The organism is Vagococcus fluvialis, assembly GCF_048815235.1.
GTDB lineage: Bacteria > Bacillota > Bacilli > Lactobacillales > Vagococcaceae > Vagococcus.
Genome location: NZ_JBMEAO010000030.1, coordinates 1 through 18,270, shown reverse-complemented (window position 1 = coordinate 18,270; position 18,270 = coordinate 1). Strand labels below are relative to the sequence as shown.

15 protein-coding genes are annotated in these 18,270 nt (G+C 34.7%); 14 read left to right on the top strand and 1 reads right to left on the bottom strand.

Annotated elements, in window-relative coordinates:
* The first annotated feature begins 80 nt into the window (after positions 1-80).
* Together ACODH8_RS14065 and ACODH8_RS14060 are read left to right on the top strand one after the other, a co-directional pair.
* A complete protein-coding gene (locus tag ACODH8_RS14065) occupies positions 81-1,358 on the top strand; it encodes a Y-family DNA polymerase (RefSeq protein ID WP_420517791.1) in 1,278 nt (425 codons plus the stop codon).
* On the top strand, positions 1,349-1,702 hold the full coding sequence (locus ACODH8_RS14060) for a hypothetical protein (protein WP_332465734.1): 354 nt from the start codon (positions 1,349-1,351) through the stop codon (positions 1,700-1,702). Before ACODH8_RS14065 ends, ACODH8_RS14060 begins: the two co-directional genes overlap by 10 nt.
* A gap of 33 nt (positions 1,703-1,735) precedes the next feature.
* Here ACODH8_RS14060 and ACODH8_RS14055 read toward each other — a convergent pair whose 3' ends face one another.
* Entirely contained in the window at positions 1,736-2,701 is a 966-nt protein-coding gene (locus ACODH8_RS14055; RefSeq protein ID WP_332465735.1) for an L-lactate dehydrogenase, read from the bottom strand.
* Positions 2,702-2,941: 240 nt separating this feature from the next.
* Between ACODH8_RS14055 and pth the strand changes: the two genes are divergently transcribed.
* From pth to lysS, 12 genes are all read left to right on the top strand, one after another.
* A complete protein-coding gene (pth, locus tag ACODH8_RS14050) occupies positions 2,942-3,511 on the top strand; it encodes an aminoacyl-tRNA hydrolase (protein ID WP_332465736.1) in 570 nt (189 codons plus the stop codon).
* Positions 3,512-3,527: 16 nt separating this feature from the next.
* Positions 3,528-7,070, top strand: a complete 3,543-nt coding sequence (gene mfd / locus ACODH8_RS14045) for a transcription-repair coupling factor (protein ID WP_332465737.1) — start codon at positions 3,528-3,530, stop codon at positions 7,068-7,070.
* Between the two features lie 10 nt (positions 7,071-7,080).
* Positions 7,081-8,664: a putative polysaccharide biosynthesis protein gene (locus tag ACODH8_RS14040; RefSeq protein ID WP_332465738.1), complete on the top strand. Its 1,584-nt coding sequence runs from the start codon at positions 7,081-7,083 to the stop codon at positions 8,662-8,664.
* 10 nt (positions 8,665-8,674) lie between these two features.
* The gene (locus ACODH8_RS14035) at positions 8,675-8,950 is read left to right on the top strand and encodes an RNA-binding S4 domain-containing protein (protein WP_332465739.1); all 276 of its coding nucleotides are present in this window, start codon (positions 8,675-8,677) and stop codon (positions 8,948-8,950) included.
* Between the two features lie 73 nt (positions 8,951-9,023).
* Positions 9,024-9,425, top strand: a complete 402-nt coding sequence (locus tag ACODH8_RS14030) for an FtsB family cell division protein (protein ID WP_332465740.1) — start codon at positions 9,024-9,026, stop codon at positions 9,423-9,425.
* 41 nt (positions 9,426-9,466) lie between these two features.
* Positions 9,467-9,958 carry a S1 domain-containing RNA-binding protein gene (locus ACODH8_RS14025; protein ID WP_332465741.1) on the top strand — a complete coding sequence of 164 codons (492 nt, stop codon included), beginning with the start codon at positions 9,467-9,469 and terminating at the stop codon, positions 9,956-9,958.
* A gap of 82 nt (positions 9,959-10,040) precedes the next feature.
* Complete coding sequence (gene tilS, locus ACODH8_RS14020) at positions 10,041-11,441, top strand: tRNA lysidine(34) synthetase TilS (protein WP_332465742.1); 1,401 nt, start codon at positions 10,041-10,043, stop codon at positions 11,439-11,441.
* 17 nt (positions 11,442-11,458) lie between these two features.
* Complete coding sequence (gene hpt, locus ACODH8_RS14015; RefSeq protein WP_332465743.1) at positions 11,459-12,004, top strand: hypoxanthine phosphoribosyltransferase; 546 nt, start codon at positions 11,459-11,461, stop codon at positions 12,002-12,004.
* 78 nt (positions 12,005-12,082) lie between these two features.
* Positions 12,083-14,143 carry an ATP-dependent zinc metalloprotease FtsH gene (ftsH, locus tag ACODH8_RS14010; protein WP_420517789.1) on the top strand — a complete coding sequence of 687 codons (2,061 nt, stop codon included), beginning with the start codon at positions 12,083-12,085 and terminating at the stop codon, positions 14,141-14,143.
* 106 nt (positions 14,144-14,249) lie between these two features.
* Positions 14,250-15,137, top strand: a complete 888-nt coding sequence (gene hslO, locus ACODH8_RS14005) for an Hsp33 family molecular chaperone HslO (RefSeq protein ID WP_420517788.1) — start codon at positions 14,250-14,252, stop codon at positions 15,135-15,137.
* 5 nt (positions 15,138-15,142) lie between these two features.
* Positions 15,143-16,141 (top strand): tRNA dihydrouridine synthase DusB, encoded by a 999-nt coding sequence (gene dusB, locus ACODH8_RS14000; RefSeq protein WP_332465754.1) that lies wholly within the window; start codon positions 15,143-15,145, stop codon positions 16,139-16,141.
* A 127-nt stretch (positions 16,142-16,268) separates the two neighbouring features.
* Positions 16,269-17,732: a lysine--tRNA ligase gene (lysS, locus tag ACODH8_RS13995; protein WP_420517790.1), complete on the top strand. Its 1,464-nt coding sequence runs from the start codon at positions 16,269-16,271 to the stop codon at positions 17,730-17,732.
* Positions 17,733-18,270 lie beyond the last annotated feature (538 nt).

Here is an 18,270-nt window from a genome sequence, read left to right as displayed (position 1 = left end):
TGAATCTATAACTGTATGATATTTGTTAGTAAACTTTGATGGAACGCCGTATGAGGTGAAAGTCTCACGTACGGTGTGGACTGGGGGAAAAGCTGGAGACTATTTCAAAAGCTTACCTATCAGTATCGTCTGTTGAGTGTGTTGAACATGGGTTGCTTCCTCTTGAAGGGTTGCTAGTCGTAATGAGCGGTGAAGATTCTCCAGGTGGGTTGGCGTTATCAGCTTCCCCAAAAGCAAAAGAAGTACTTGGAATTACAAATGTTACAAGAAATTATGAAATTCCTTATCATAAAGATTTACGAAAAGTTCCACCTCGCATGAATCTTTATATTCAAAAAAATATGGAAATCAACAATATTTTCAGAAGATATGTTGGAGACGAAGATATTTGGGTTTATTCTGTTGATGAAACTTTTGTCAGAGTAAAAGCATCTCAAAGATTATTTAATATGACACCCTATCAATTTGCTGAACGATTTCAACGTGATATTCGCAACGAATTAGGATTGTATTGCACAATTGGAATTGGAGATAACATGTTGTTAAGTAAACTAGCCTTAGATAATGCAGCCAAACATCAAAAAGATATGATTGCTGTTTGGCATTACGAGGATGTTCCCAATACCGTTTGGAAAATTCCTAAAATGACTGATTTTTGGGGTATCAATAAAAGAACAGAAATCAAACTTCGCCGAAAAGGAATTGAGTCCATTTATGATTTAGCTCATTATGATTTTTTTTATATGAAAGAGTCTATGGGGATTATGGGACAACAATTAATTGCTCATGCATGGGGGATTGACCGATCGGATATATCTAAACGACATCGGCCTAAGTCTAAAAGCGTTGGAAATAGTCAGGTGTTAATGAAAGACTATGTTAAATCAAGTGAAACCAAGATTGTTTTAAAAGAAATTGCTGAACAAGTTGCAGCGAGATTAAGAAGAAATGGAACTAAAACAGGTTGTGTTCATATTTCAGTGGGCTATTCTAGAACAGATAGAGCTAGTGGTTTTTCAAGACAAATGAAAATACCTCCAACCAATAGTTCTAAAGAAATAGTTTTTTATTGTTTGCGACTATTTGAAAAATTTTATGATGGATCCGTTGTTAGAAATTTATCAGTTAATTGTTCCATGTTGTCTTCTGATGAAGCTTTGCAGTTGAATCTTTTTGAAGAACCAGAAGAGGTTATTGCGACTCATCTATTAGATGATACAGTAGATAAAATTAGAAGTGTTTATGGCTTTGATTCAATTGTTCATGCTAGTAGTTTAATGGAAGGAGCAACAGCGATTAATAGAAGTCATTTGGTAGGTGGGCATGCTGGTGGAATGGAGGGAATTACATGGAGTTAAATAGTTATTATCAAGACCGTGGAATGATGAAATATAATGGTTTTTATTTGTCAGAACATACGTCAAGTTTGGAAAAAGAAAAAAATAATCGTTATGCTGTTATTGCTGGAAAAGATGAAATGACACTTGAGACTATTTATGAAGTAATTGATTATTCTTTTTTTAAGAATGAACAGGTCAGTATTCAATTAAATATTAAGGATATTGAAGGCAATTTTCTTCCAGATGTTTATGGTTTTATTAAAGGGTATGATGAACTAGGTATTTATATAGACCACATGAAAATTCCACTAGAGCAAATCAGACATATAGTGATATTGGAAACGACTAAGTGGTACCAATAAAAAGAGGATGACTTATTAGTCATCCTCAAGGGTTTAATCTTCTAGTTGGCCAAAAGCCGAGTCCATAATTTCTTTTAGTTTCTCAGCTGAATAGTCATATTTTTCTTGTTCAGCATCAGATAGAGGGATTTCAATAACATTTTGAATACCTCGACGGTTGACGATAGCAGGAGCACCGATATAAATATCATCTAAACCGTAATGACCATTTAAATAGACAGATAGAGGAAGTACAGCATTCTCATCATTTAAAATGGCTTTTGTGATTCGAGCTAGAGAAACAGCGATTCCGTAGAATGTAGCTCCTTTTTTCTCAATAATTGTATAAGCGGCATCACGTACTTTAAAGAATAAGTTAACTAACTCTTCTTCGTCAATTTCAGGATGATCTTTCACCCATTCATAAATTTGTAAGCCTGCCACGTTTGCGTGTGACCAAACAGGGAACTCAGTATCACCGTGTTCTCCTAAAATGTAGCCATGGACATTACGAGCGTCTACTCCGATTAATTCCGCAATTGATTGACGGAAACGAGCTGAATCTAGAGAAGTTCCGCTACCAATGACTTTGTGTTGTGGAAAGCCTGAGAATTTCCAAGTAGCATAAGTTAAGATATCAACTGGATTTGAAGCGACTAAAAAAATACCATTAAAACCAGAAGACACAACATCATCAACGATTTTTTTAAATATTTTAAGATTTTTATTAACTAAGTCTAAACGTGTTTCACCAGGTTTTTGTGCAGCACCTGCTGTAATAACAACGATATCAGCATCGTGACAATCAGCGTAAGTTGCAGCGTAGATTTTTTTAGGTGATGTAAAAGCAAGAGCGTGAGATAAATCAATAGCGTCCCCCTCAGCTTTATCTGTATCTATATCAATAATCCCAATTTCTTGAGCAATATTTTGTGTGACTAATGCAAAGGTGTAACTTGAACCAACGGCACCGTTACCAATAACAATAATTTTTTGATGATCGGTATTTGTTTTTACCATGGAAAATCTCTCCTTTGATATTATATTTTGTGTTATTATAACATTCAAAAATCGCAAAGTCATTTAGAAAGAATCTGGTAAACGCTTCATATTTAAAGGTATCTTAAAAGATGTTTAACCTTTATTCATAAGAAAACAGAAGGAAATATGATATACTTATTAAAAAATCTGGGCACCTTTAGTGCGCGGATATTTTCTGCGTCATTAAAATAGAAGATAGATAATTAAAGGAGAAACAACATGAAATTGATTGTAGGTCTAGGGAATCCTGGAAGTAAATATAGAGGAACAAAACATAATGTCGGCTTTATTGCTTTAGATGAAATTGCCTATCAAGAAAAAGTGACATTTAATAAAACTCAATTTGAAGCAGATATAGCAGAGTTTTTCTTAAATGGAGAAAAAATCATTTTAGCTAAACCACAAACATTTATGAATGAGTCAGGTCGCTCTGTAAGACCATTAATGGATTATTATAATATTGCTGATGAAGATTTATTAGTTATTTATGATGATTTAGATTTACCGATTGGAAAAATAAGATTAAGAGAAAAAGGCAGTGCAGGTGGTCATAATGGGATAAAAAGCATTATTGCTCACTTAGGTACTAAAGATTTTAACCGAATTAAAGTAGGGATAGATCGTCCTAAAAATGGTAAGGAAGTTGTGTCTTACGTGTTAAGCTCATTTCCAAAAGAAACTCATGATGACATGTTGAACGCCATGAAGCAAACTGCCGACGCATCCCTTTACTGGGCAGAGGGTCATGATTTTGTGAATACCATGAACCAATTTAATTCAAAAAAATAAGAACAGGAGATTACTGATGTATTTAAATCAAGGGTTACTTAGCCGAATGGAACAAAGTGCTAAGATAAAAGAATGGCAAGAACAAATAACAAAAGCATCTTCTCATTTAATAACTGGTCTTTCTGGTTCAGCTAAGACATTGGCCATAGGTACCTTACTAAGTAACAAAGGAAAAGTATTAGTAGTTACTCCTAACCTTTATTATGGAAGTAAGTTAATAGAAGATTTACAACATATAATAGAAGAAAAATATCTTTACTATTTTCCAGTTGATGAGGTCGCAGCAGTAGAGATGTCATTCTCTTCTCCAGAAGCATTAGCAGATCGAATTAATGCGTTAAGTTTTTTAGTTAGTGATGAACCAGGTATTTTGGTTACTTCATTAGCAGGATTAAGACGTTTTTTACCTAGTCCACAGCTATGGAAAGAGCAAACCCTTCTTTTTGAAAAAGATGGGATTTTAGATTTAAGCCATTTAGCTGAAAAATTAGTTTTACTTGGTTATCAAAAAGAACAAATGATTGGTAAACCAGGTGAGTTTAGTATGCGCGGGAGTATTATCGATATTTATCCTCTAACTAGTGAGTATCCAGTTCGAATTGATTTGTTTGATGATGAAATTGAATCACTTCGTTTATTTGATGTGGAAACACAACGTTCAATTGGTGAAGTTGATAAAATTGAAATCACGCCTGCTATGGATATGTTGATAACAAAAGATCAATTAAAAATAGCTAGCGAAAAAATGCAATCACTAGTAGAAGAAAAATTAAGTAAAATGACACCAGGCGAAGACAAAGAACGAGTGTCTGCTCATTTTGATTATCTTATCGGAGAGTGGGCTCAAGGTCATCCAACCGAAGAGGTGAAAATGTATGGCGACTTACTCTACGATGAAAAAAGTTATCTAACAGATTATTTAACAACATCTGATGTGATTGTGATTGATGATTACAGTCGTCAAGTTGAAAGTGAAAGAGAATTACTACGTGAAGAATCTGAATGGATTACGCTGAAATTAGAAGAAGGTGTTTTCTTTGAAGACCATGAATTAGGTGGCGACTTTAGAAGTATCTTAAAAAATACCAAACAAAGTAAAACCTACTTCTCTTTATTCCAAAAAGGAATGGGTAATTTAAGATTTACGAGTATTCATCCTTTTGAGTATCGAACAATGCAACAATTCTTTGGGCAAATGCCATTGTTAAAAACAGAGATGGAGCGTTGGCGTAAACAAAAACACACAGTGGTTGTATTAGCTGAAAATGAAGAACGAACAGAAAAAGTTGAAGCTTTATTTTTAGATTTTGAAATTCCAACTGTTGTTAATAATAGTGATAAATTATTATCAGGTGAAGTTCAAATCAAAACAGGCAGTTTAGCCTCGGGATTTGAGTTACCAGAAGAAAAGTTAGTTGTTTTAGTAGAGAAAGAAATATTACATACTCAAGGGAAAAAACGAGCTCGTAAGCAGACGATTTCTAATGCGGAACGTTTAAAAAGCTACAATGAATTAAAACCTGGGGATTATGTCGTTCATGCTAATCACGGTATTGGTAAATATATTGGAATGGAAACTTTATTAAGTGGAGGGGTCCATCAAGATTACATGACAATCCTCTATAAAAATAATGATAAGTTGTTTATTCCAGTTACCCAATTAGATTTAATTCAAAAATATGTTGCTTCTGAATCAAAAACTCCTAAAGTTAATAAATTAGGTGGTTCAGAATGGGTTAAAACTAAAAATAAAGTATCTGCTCGTGTTGAAGACATAGCGGATGATTTAATAAAATTATATGCGGCTCGTGAAGCAGAAAAAGGTTATGCTTTTGGACCAGATGATGATTACCAAATGGAATTTGAAGGGAACTTTCCTTACTCAGAAACAGAAGACCAATTACGAAGTATTCAAGAAATTAAGCAAGATATGGAAAAAGAAAGACCTATGGACCGTTTACTTGTGGGCGACGTGGGTTACGGGAAAACAGAAGTTGCTATTCGAGCAGCTTTTAAATCCGTTCGCGATGGTAAACAAGTTGCTTTACTTGTTCCTACGACTATCTTAGCGCAACAACATTATGAAACGATGCGTGATAGGTTTGCTAATTTTCCAGTTAATGTTGGCGTGTTAAGTCGTTTTAGAACCAAAAAACAACAAAATGAAACAGCTGAGAAAATTAAAAAGGGCCAAATTGATGTGGTAGTAGGAACTCACCGCGTGTTATCAAAAGATATTGAATTTATGGACCTAGGTTTATTAATTGTAGATGAAGAGCAACGTTTTGGTGTGAAACATAAAGAGAGACTAAAACAAATTAAATCTCAAGTTGATGTATTAACATTAACAGCTACACCGATTCCAAGAACTTTACATATGTCTATGTTAGGTGTGCGCGATTTATCAGTTATTGAAACACCACCAGCAAATCGCTATCCAGTCCAAACCTATGTGATGGAAAAAAATCCTGGAGCTATTAGAGAAGCAAGTGAGCGAGAAATTGCTCGTGGTGGACAGATTTTTTATCTATATAATCGAGTGGATACGATTGAGCAGAAAGTGGAAGAACTACAGATGTTGCTACCAGATGCTCGAATTAGTTATGCCCATGGTCAAATGACAGAAGTGCAGTTAGAAAATCGTCTAATGGAATTTATTAATGGAGATTACGATATTTTGGTGACAACAACCATCATTGAAACGGGTGTAGATATTCCTAATGTGAATACCTTATTTGTAGAAAATGCCGATTACATGGGCTTATCTCAGTTGTACCAATTACGTGGTCGAGTTGGTCGAAGTAACCGTGTTGCTTATGCTTATTTTATGTATGAACCTCAAAAAGTGTTAAATGAAGTCAGTGAAAAACGTCTTCAAGCGATTAAAGATTTTACAGAACTTGGTTCAGGATTTAAAATTGCTATGCGAGATTTATCCATTCGAGGAGCTGGAAATTTATTAGGGGCTCAGCAACATGGCTTTATCGATTCGGTTGGTTTTGATATGTATACTCAAATGTTAACGGAAGCTGTTAACCGTAAGCGTGGAACTGAAAGTAAAGATACTAAAACAATTACAGAGATTGATTTAGGAATTGATGCTTATATTCCAACTGACTATATCGAAGACGAACGTCAAAAAATTGAAATTTATAAACGAATTCGCCAACTAGATAGTCAAGAAATGTTTGATGAGTTAGAGAGCGATTTATTAGACCGCTTTGGAGAATATCCAGACGAAGTGGCTAACCTATTAACAGTTGGGTTAATTAAGATGAATAGCGATTTTGCTTTAATTGAAAAAATTCAGAAACGTCAGTTGATTGTTGAGGTATTATTATCAAAAGCAGGAACTAATGCTTATACAATTGAGCAAATCTTTAAAGCTTTATCAGCTACGACTTTAAAAGCAGAATTAAGTTCAGATGATCAATTAGCAATTAACTTAAAGTTAACGAAAAAACTGGCAGAAGCAACTTGGCTTCAAGAAATTGCTCAGTTTGTAGAGGCGTTAAGACAGCAAAAGTATGCTAAGGGATCTAAAAAAGAAGCTGAGTGAGGTGGATAGAATGCCTGATAAGACTTTAGAAAAAAATATGCTACAAGGCACGATTATTCTAACGCTAACTTCTTTTGTGGTAAAACTGTTAAGTGCAGTATACCGAGTTCCCTATCAAAATTTAGTAGGGGATGAAGGGTTTTATGTGTATCAACAAATATACCCGATATACGGTATAGGAATGACTTTAGCTCTAACAGGGTTACCAGTCTATCTATCAAAAATTTTAGCCTCAAGTCCAAATGAAGAAGAAAAGAAATGGCGTTTAGATGCTTTTTTTACAATCGTAAGTTTACTTTCTTGTTTTGCCTTTGTGGTGTTACTTGTATTAGCAGGGCCAATCGCTGGGTTAATGGGGGATAGTGAGTTAACACCAGTCATTCGATTGGTCTCTTTCTTCTTTTTATTAGTTCCGTTTTTATCAACTTATCGTGGGTACTATCAAGGAAACTTAAACATGAAACCAACTGCTATTTCTCAATTAATTGAGCAAGGTAGCCGGGTGTTAGTTATTTTAGGTGCTGGTTATTTATATACGATATTTGATTGGTCTGTCTACCGAGTTGGTGGGGTGGCCATGTCAGGAGCTCTAGTTGGGGGTGTTTGTGGCTTAATTATCTTGTGGTACTATCAAAAAACTCAACCTATTAAGTGGAGCTTTCAAGGTAAAAAGCTTAAAGAGTTAAGTCATTTTGCTAAGCGTTTAATCATTGAAGGAGGTACATTATGTTTATTTAGTGCGTACCTAATTGTGTTTCAATTAATAGATGCTTTTTTCGTAAAACAATTTCTAGGATATGGTGGCATGAGTGATTTAACTGCTAAAATGACAAAGGGAGCCTATGATAGAGGACAACCTTTAGTTCAGTTAGGTCTAGTAGTTGCAGTTAGTATGACTGCTGCCTTTTTACCACCTTTGACAAAGCATTATATGAATCGACAACAAAAAGAGTACGAAGCAATGGTGTCGTCTTACATCAAAGTAGCCCAGGTAATGGGTGCTGCAGCTGCAGTTGGTTTAGCTTTAGTATTGCCTTATATTAATGTGACCCTTTTTGGTGATAATCAAGAAGGTGTATCTTTAAGTTTGTTTGTATTAGCTATTTATTTTGTTTCGATGATTCAAACCTATCAAACAATTTACCAAAGCCAAAATATTATGAGATATCAATTATTTGGAGCTGTTGCGGGATTGTTTACTAAATTAATACTAACACCACTTCTTACTTATTACTTTAATACAGTGGGTGCTAGTATTAGTACGATATTAGGGCTAATAGTATGTTTGGGTGTTTTAAAATGGTATTTAAACCAAAGTATGCCTAGTTATAAACCAGTTAAAGACTATCATTTGAAATTAGTCATTAATTTAGGAATGATGTTAATTGTTTTGGTATTCTACCGACTAATATTAGAGACACTTAATTGGCATAGCCTAAACAGAGGTGGAACGTTCATATTAACAATGATAGGTGTTATAATAGGAGCGAGCACTTATCTATATAGTGTTATTAAAAGTCAAATGTTTACTAATGAGGAGTGGGAGATGCTTCCTTTTGGTAACAAAATAGTTAAAAGAATCAAGAAGGATTAGAGGTGAACGTATGCGATTAGATAAATTTCTTAAAGTGTCACGTATTATAAAAAGAAGGACAGTTGCCAAAGAGATAGCTGATAAAGGTCGTATTCAAGTAAATGGTCAACTGGCCAAATCGTCAACAAATGTCAAAGTCGGCGATAACCTAAAAATTTTATTTGGTAATAAAACATTAGAAGTAAAAGTTTTAGAGTTAAAAGACACAACTAAAAAAGATGAAGCAAAAGATTTATACGAAGTGATTAGTGAAACAAGAGAAACCAGCTATGAAAGTTTAGATTAGCATTAGACATTGGTGTAATGACTTGCTATAATAAACCTATCTGTAATAAAAGAGATTGGAGATTCTAAAAAGCATGAAAAAAGACCGTAAATTGTTGAGCTATCAAAAAGAACAACAAGCTAGTCTAACGATGAAATCTATGCAAAAAGGTCAAAAAAAGATTATTTTTAGACGTCGTCGTTTAGGTATTATGTTTGCTGCCGCTCTTATAGTGTTTTCATTTATAGGGATTAATCTTTTTAGAAATAGCCAACGCTTAGTTTCGTTGCAAGAAAACCGTCAAGAAGTTGAAAAAGAGCAGAAACAAGTTAAGAAAACAGAAAAAGAGTTAAACCGAGAAGTAGATCTGTTACATGACACTGAGTATGTCGAAAAGGTTGCTCGATCAAAATATTTCTATTCAAAAGAGGGAGAACAAGTTTATAGTATCCCCGATTTAAATAATAGCTCGACCCAAACTAGTGGTAACAAATAACAATAAATACTTTGGAAGGTTCAAGGAGGAAATAAATTTTTATGTCAATTGAAGTAGGGGTAAAATTACCTGGGAAAGTTTCAGGCATTACCAATTTTGGTGCGTTCGTTGATTTAGGAGCAGGCAAAACAGGGTTGGTCCATATTAGTGAAGTGTCAAATAGTTTTGTTAAAGATATCAATGACGTTTTAAAAGTCGGCGATGAAGTAGAAGTTAAAGTAATGAGCATTGGTGATGATGGTAAGATTGGTTTATCTATCAAACGTGCTAATGAAGAAGAGCGTCCAGCTAGAGAACAACGCGCTCCTAAAAAAGACTTCAGCAAACGTCCAAGCAATAATTACAATCGTTCCGACAGACCTGAAAGATCAGGAGGCGGCAACTTTAATCGTAAGCCAGCTGCACCTGCTCCAAAGAAAGAAGGATTTGATAACTTAATGAGTTCATTCTTAAAAGATAGTGATGAAAGATTAAGTTCAATCAAACGTAATACTGAAGGTAAACGCGGTGGCCGTGGCGGTCGTCGTAGTTAATAAAAAAGTAAACTAAAAAGGCTGACCAGCGAGTGTCAGCCTTTTTCTTTCATTCTAATATCTGTAATGGGGGTGATTATTGATGGATTTATTTGAAGTGTTTAGACAACGAGTAACAGAAAAAAGATGGTGGCAACCAGAGGAGAACGTGTTAGTAGCTGTATCAGGAGGGATTGATTCTGTAGTCCTACTACATCTGATGTTGCGATTAGATGAGTCGATTAGACCACGTATTTTAGTCGCCCATGTTAATCATCAATTAAGAGAAGCTTCTATTAAAGAAGAGTTATTTATTAAAGAGTGGTGTCAGAAAGAAAACATTCCTTTCTTTTTAGGAACTTGGCAAGAAGGTTTAACGATTCAAAGTAATACCGAGTTAGCCGCAAGAGAATTTCGTTATTCTTTTTTTGACAATATAATAAAACAAGAACAAGTCTCAACCTTATTAACAGGGCATCACAAAGGAGATCAAGTTGAGACAATACTCATGCGTTTGATTAATGGCAATCGACTTAATTATTTGGTTGGCATTGAAGAAGAACGTCAGCTAACCAGAGCTAGATTAGTTCGTCCGTTATTAATAGCGACTAAAAATGATTTATATGCGTATGCTAAAAAAGAAGGGTTAATTTTCTTTGAAGATGAAACTAATCAAGAAGCCACGTATTTGAGAAATCGAATTAGAAACCAATTATTACCAATTCTTCGGGAAGAAAATCCTAGATTTGAAGAGCAGTTATTGAGTTTTCAAAAAGAATTATCTTTTGGTTTGGAACTCATTGAACAAGAGATTATGCCTAAATATCTTGAATGTCTCACTTCTGATGACAAACGAATTTGCATTGATAGAAAAAAATTCCTCACTTATTCTAAGGCGGAGCAACATTTTATTTTAGACCGATTAGTGAGTGATTTGCAGAAACAAGTTGAATTGATCATCAATAAGAAGCAACAAAAAGCATTATCAGATATGCTATTAGGAGCAACCTCTAATCAAAGCATTACATTAAAGGATAATTGGCGAGCAACTCGTTCTTATGATTTAGTTACTATAGTAGCAGAAGTAGCAGAAGAAGTAGAGGATGAGGCGTTTAAATTATCTTTAAATGAAGGTGTATTTGTTTCAGAAAAAGAATGGTTTGGTTTGTTTGAAACAGAAAAAGTAGAAATCCCTAAAAAAGTCAAAGATTGGTCACAAAAAGAATTAATAATTGTGACAGACTTATCAGAGCCTTTAATCATTAGAAGGAGACAACCAGGAGATAAACTGATTATTAATGAACAGGGTCAGACTAAAAAAGTCAGGCGTTACTTTATTGATGAGAAAATCCCTCTCGAAAAGAGAGAAAAAAGTTGGATTGTGACAGATAATGAAGGTGAGCTAAAATGGTTAGTTCCTTTTAGAGAAAGTTATTTGAGTATTCGAGATGAAACTGATAAAATACATTATAAGCTTGTCTACCTTTATAAAAAAGACAAGTAGTTTGGAAGGAGAACCAGATGTTAGAAAGAGATATTGAAAAAACATTTTATTCAGAAGAACAAATCCAAGAGCGCGTTAAAGCTTTAGGAGCTGTTATTAGTAAAGATTATGCGGATAAAAATCCATTAGTTGTGGGTGTTTTAAAAGGAGCTGTACCATTTTTATCAGATTTAGTTCGTTCAATGAACATTCATATGGAAATGGATTTTATGGATGTATCTAGTTATGGAAACGCCACAGTATCATCAGGTGAAGTTCGTATACTAAAAGATTTAAGTACAGTGGTAGAAGGCCGTCATATCTTAATCGTTGAAGATATTATTGATAGTGGTCGTACCTTAAAATATTTAGTTGAATTACTAAAACATCGTAAAGCAGCTTCAGTAAAAATCGTTACTATGCTTGATAAACCAGAAGGCCGTGTTGTAGACATGGACGCAGATTACATTGGTTTTGAAGTGCCTAATGAATTTGTAGTTGGTTACGGTTTAGACTACGCTGAGGATTATCGTAATATGCCATACATTGGTATTTTAAAACCTGAGATTTATGAAAATAACTAAAGGTTTTATTCTTTTGTGTGATATAATAATGACTTACTGATAAAAATAACAAAAACTAAATATATAAGGAGGCCATGTATGAATAATAAGAAGAATTCAGGGATGAAAAATTCACTTTATTATATTATTGTTTTCTTATCAATGATTATGATTGTGTATTTCTTCTTTGGTCAAGGTGGCGAGCAGTCGCCAAATATTAATTATTCAACTTTCTATACCCAATTAAAAGATAAACAAGTTAAAGAATTCGCAGTTCAACCATCTAATGGTGTTTATAAAATTACTGGGGAATACAAAGAAGAACAAAAAGTAACTGATTCAGGTGGATTGCCAGTATTTGGGCAAACTAAAATGAAATCAAAACGCTTCTCAACTTCTGTATTACCTAATGATTCAACTATTAATGACATTAGTAAAGCAGCTAGAGAAGGGGAAACTAAGTTTGTTGTAAAAGAACAATCAAGTAGTGGTATTTGGGTTCAATTACTCTTTAGTTTCTTACCATTAATATTTATGGTCTTCCTATTCTATATGATCATGGGTCAAGGTAGCCAAGGTGGTGGCAATGGCCGTGGTGTAATGAACTTTGGGAAAACAAAAACCAAAGAAGCTGACAAAAAATCTATTACGGTTCGTTTTTCAGATGTAGCTGGTGCTGAGGAAGAAAAACAAGAATTAGTAGAAGTGGTGGAATTCTTAAAAGATCCTCGTCGTTTTGCTGAGCTTGGTGCTCGTATTCCAGCAGGTGTTCTCTTAGAGGGACCTCCAGGAACAGGTAAAACATTATTAGCAAAAGCTGTAGCTGGAGAAGCCGGCGTGCCGTTCTTCTCAATTTCAGGTTCAGACTTTGTAGAGATGTTTGTCGGTGTGGGTGCAAGTCGTGTGCGTGATTTATTTGAAAACGCTAAAAAGGCTGCTCCTGCAATTATCTTTATTGATGAAATCGATGCTGTTGGTCGTCAACGTGGAGCTGGTATGGGTGGAGGTCACGATGAGCGTGAACAAACACTTAACCAATTACTAGTTGAAATGGATGGTTTTGGTGGTAATGAAGGTGTTATCGTTATTGCTGCAACTAACCGTTCAGATGTATTAGACCCTGCATTACTTCGTCCAGGTCGTTTTGACCGTCAAATCTTAGTAGGAAGACCCGATGTTAAAGGACGTGAGCAAATACTAAAAGTTCATGCTCGTAATAAGCCTTTATCTGAGGATGTTGACTTAAAAGTAGTTGCACAACAAACACCAGGATTTGCTGGTGCTGATTTAGAAAACGTCTTAAACGAAGCGGCTTTAGTAGCAGCTCGTCGTAACAAGAAAAAAATTGATGCAAGTGATATTGATGAAGCTCAGGACCGTGTTATTGCGGGACCTGCTAAAAAAGACCGTGTTATTAGTAAACGTCAACGTGAATTAGTAGCATACCATGAAGCGGGACATACTATTTGTGGTTTAGTTTTAGATGATGCTAACATCGTACATAAAGTAACGATTGTTCCTCGTGGACGTGCTGGTGGTTATATGATTTCTCTTCCTAAAGAAGATCAATTCTTAATCACTAAAAACGAAATGTTTGAACGTATTGTAGGGCTTTTAGGTGGACGTGTTGCTGAAGAATTAGTCTTTGATGTCCAATCTACTGGAGCAAGTAATGACTTTGAACAAGCGACTAGCCTAGCTCGTTCAATGGTAACTGAATATGGAATGAGTGACTTATTAGGTCCAGTTCAATATGAAGGAAACCATCAAGTCTTTGTTGGCCGTGATTATGGTCAAACTAAAGCTTACTCTGAACAAGTTGCCTTCCAAATTGATGAAGAAGTTCGTAGTATCTTAAAAGAAGCTCATGCTAAAGCAGTTGAGATCATTGAAGAGCACCGTGCTCAACATAAATTAATTGCAGAAGCTTTACTAGAACATGAAACATTAAACGCAAAAGAAATTACATCGATTTTTGAAACAGGTGAAATGCCAGTTAACGAAGTGAAGGATGAATTTCCAAGTGAAAAAGAAGGTTCTTTTGAAGAAGCTAAAGAAGCTTTAGAAAGAAAAGAAGCTGAAAAGCAAGAAGAACAAAAACGAACTGAGACTACTGAAGAAGTAGTTGAAGAAAATAAAGAAGAATCATCAAACGAGTAAAATCGTTTTGTGGTTTTAATTAAATAAGTTATGATAAGTGGGATATACGAAAGTGTACCCCACTTTTCTATTGTAGAAAAAGATAAAGATAAGAGGATGAGATGATATGACAGATTATTTAGTAAAAGCCTTAGCCTTTAATGGAGAAATTCGTGCCATGGCGGCTCGTACAACTCAGACAGTAACAGAAGCACAAGAAAGACATGATACATGGCGTGCTGCTACAGCTGCATTAGGTCGTACATTAACAGGTTCATTATTACTTGGTGCCATGCATAAAAATGAAGAAAAACTAACAGTTAAGGTTCAAGGGGATGGTCCACTTGGTGCGATTGTTGTTGATGCAGATAGTAAAGGGAACGTAAAAGGATATGTTCAAAATCCAGAAGTTAACTTAGCTCCTAATGCGCTTGGTAAAATCGATGTGCGTGGTGCTGTGGGAACTAATGGTACTTTTAGTGTTGTAAAAGACTTAGGATTAAAGGAAGCTATTACTGGGCAAGTACCAATTGTTTCAGGAGAAATCGCGGAAGATTTTACTTATTATTTAGCTAACTCAGAACAAGTGCCTTCTGCTGTTGGGTTAAGTGTTTTAGTAGACAATCAAAAAGATGACTGCGTCAAAGCTGCTGGAGGATTTATGATTCAGGTAATGCCTGGAGCTAGTGAAGAAACATTAGTGGAAATTGAAAAACGATTAGCAGATATTCCACAAGTATCAACATTATTAGATCAAGGTGAAACACCAGAATTTATTTTAGGTCGTTTATTAGGTGAAGAAAATGTTGAGATACTAGAAACAACACCTGTTCAATTTTTCTGTGATTGTTCTAAAGAGCGTTTTGCTTCAGCTATTATTACTTTAGGTAAAGAAGAATTAACGCAAATGATTGAAGAAGATGAAGGAGCAGAAGCTGTTTGTCATTTCTGTGGTGAAAAATATCAATACAGTGCTGAGGAATTAACGGAATTAAGAGACGAAGCCATTAAGTAAGGAGGATTTCCCCTGTGTGGAAAATAGGTAATGTAGAAATTGAAAATCGTGTTGTTGTTGCTCCTATGGCTGGGATTAGTAATTCGGCTTTCCGTTTAACAGTAAAAGAATTTGGTGCAGGATTAGTTGTCTGCGAGATGATTAGTGATAAAGGGATTCAACAGCGTAATAAAAAAACCCTGGATATGCTTCATATCGAGGAAGAAGAACATCCTTTAAGTCTTCAAATTTTTGGTGGTAATAAGGAAACGTTAGTAGAAGCTGCCAAGTTTGTTGAAGAAAATACAACAGCAGACATTATTGATATTAATATGGGATGCCCTGTTAGTAAAATTATTAAAGCAGAAGCAGGAGCTAGATGGTTACTAGATCCTAACAAAGTATATGAAATGGTAGATGCTGTTTCTAGTGCTGTTAATATTCCTGTGACAGTTAAAATGCGTATTGGCTGGGATGAAGATCATATCTTTGCAGTCGAAAACGCCAAAGCTGCTCAAAGTGCAGGAGCGGGAGCTGTTGCGATGCACGGTAGAACGCGTGTCCAAATGTATGAAGGTAAAGCCAACTGGGATGTTCTAAAAGAAGTTAAAAAGCATTTAACAATTCCATTTATGGGGAATGGTGATGTGAGAACACCAGAAGATGCTAAAAGAATGCTTGATTATGTTGGGTGTGATGGTGTGATGATAGGAAGAGCAGCTTTAGGTAATCCGTGGATGATTTATCGTACTAAGCATTACCTTGAAACAGGTGAACTACTTGAAGAGCCACAACCAACTGCTAAAATAGCAACAGCTAAACTTCATCTATCTCGTTTAGTTAAATTAAAAGGTGAAAAAATCGCTTGTTTAGAGTTTCGTCAACATGCGGCTTACTATCTAAAAGGAGCACCTCGAGCAACAAAAGCAAGACTAGCTATTAATAAAGCTCAAACCGAAAGCGAAATTATCGCTATTTTTGATGAGTATCTAGCTAATTTAGCGGCAAAAGGAATAGCAAGTTAATAAATATAAGAGAAAAGGCAAATTGACTTGCCTTTTTTTGTTTTAGTGTGGCATTATAGTAGGGAACAGATTGTCAAAAAGTATAGGAGGAAGTAACGTGACAAAAGAAATTCAAGGTCATGAAGAGATGAATGACCAATTAATCGTACGTAGAGAAAAAATGGCGGAATTGCGTGAAAAGGGTCTTGATCCTTTTGGTTCACGTTTTGAACGTACAACTAACTCTCAAGAATTACATGAAACATATGACAAACATACAAAAGAGGAATTATTAGAATTAGGAGCTGTTGCAACAGTTGCTGGTCGAATGATGACTAAACGTGGAAAAGGTAAAGTAGGATTTGCTCATTTACAAGACCGTGAAGGACAAATCCAAATTTATGTAAGAAAAGATGCTGTAGGAGAAGAAGAATACGACTTATTTAAGCAAGCGGATTTAGGTGACTTTATTGGTGTAACTGGTCAAGTCATGAAAACTGACATGGGTGAAGTAACAATTAAACCAACTAGCTTAACATTCTTAACTAAAGCATTACGCCCATTACCAGATAAGTATCATGGTTTAACTAATGTTGAGCAAAAATATCGTCAACGTTATTTAGACTTAGTAAGTAACAGAGATAGCTTTGACACATTTGTTAAACGTAGCGAAATTATTCGTGAAGTGCGTAATTACTTAAATACACATGGTTATTTAGAAGTGGAAACACCAACATTACATAATATTGCAGGTGGGGCAGCAGCTCGTCCATTCATTACACACCATAATGCATTAGATATGGAATTATATTTACGTATTGCTTTAGAATTACACTTAAAACGATTAATCGTTGGTGGAATGGAAAAAGTATACGAAATAGGTCGTGTATTCCGTAACGAAGGAATTGATACAACTCACAATCCGGAGTTTACTATGTTAGAAGTTTATACAGCATATACTGATTACAAAGATATTATGGATTTAACAGAAGGTATCATTACTCATACAGCACAAACTGTATTAGGTAAACTTCAAATTGAATATGGTGAATACCAAGTTAATTTAGAAGGTCCATGGAAGAGAATTCATATGGTTGATGCGATTAAAGAGCAATCTGGTGTTGATTTCTGGCAAGAGATGACAGATGAAGAAGCACGTGCTATTGCTAAGGAGCATGATATTGAATTAGGTGAGCACATGGATTACGGTCACGTAGTTAATGAATTCTTCGAGAAATATGTAGAAGAGACATTAATTCAACCAACATTTATTTATGGACATCCAACTTCAATTTCACCATTAGCTAAGAAAAATACAGAAGATGGTCGATTCACAGATCGTTTTGAAGTATTTATAGTAGGAAAAGAATATGGAAATGCCTTTACCGAATTAAACGATCCAATTGATCAACGTGAACGTTTTGAAGCACAAATGAAAGAAAAAGATTTAGGAAACGATGAAGCTCAAGGGATTGATGAAGATTTTATTGAAGCTTTAGAGTATGGAATGCCTCCAACAGGTGGATTAGGAATTGGAATTGACCGTTTAGTAATGTTATTAACTAATTCTCAATCAATCAGAGATATCCTATTATTCCCAACAATGAGATAAAAACAAAGAAAAAAGGAGAAATTTTCTCCTTTTTTTTATACCTTTTTTTGTATAAAACTACCGGTTAATCAATAAAAAGTCCTTAAAAGCTATTTTTGGATTTTTTAAAATTGATTTATTCAGATATACACCTTTAATAACGAACAAAAAAAGTTTTTTCAGTATAATTGTTAGTGAAAAAAACTTTTAAAAAAGAGTTGACGTAATGGCAGATACTTGGTATATTAATACATGTCGCTGCGACATATTAAAAAACAAAGCGGCAAAAGACGACAAGTCTTTAAATGTTGTTATATAAAAGTTTATAGAAGTTTTATAAAAATAAAAATAACAAGAACTTGAAAATAAGTGTTGACAAACGATTAATAACTTGATATGATATAAAAGTTGTTAAGGCAACACTGATTAGACCTTTGAAAACTGAACAAAGTAAGACAAACCAAATGTGTAGGGCGTTTTTACGAAAGTGAAAACAAACCATATTTAGTGAATAACATTCGCTAGCAAGTTTTAAATTAATTAATGAGCTAAACGTCGC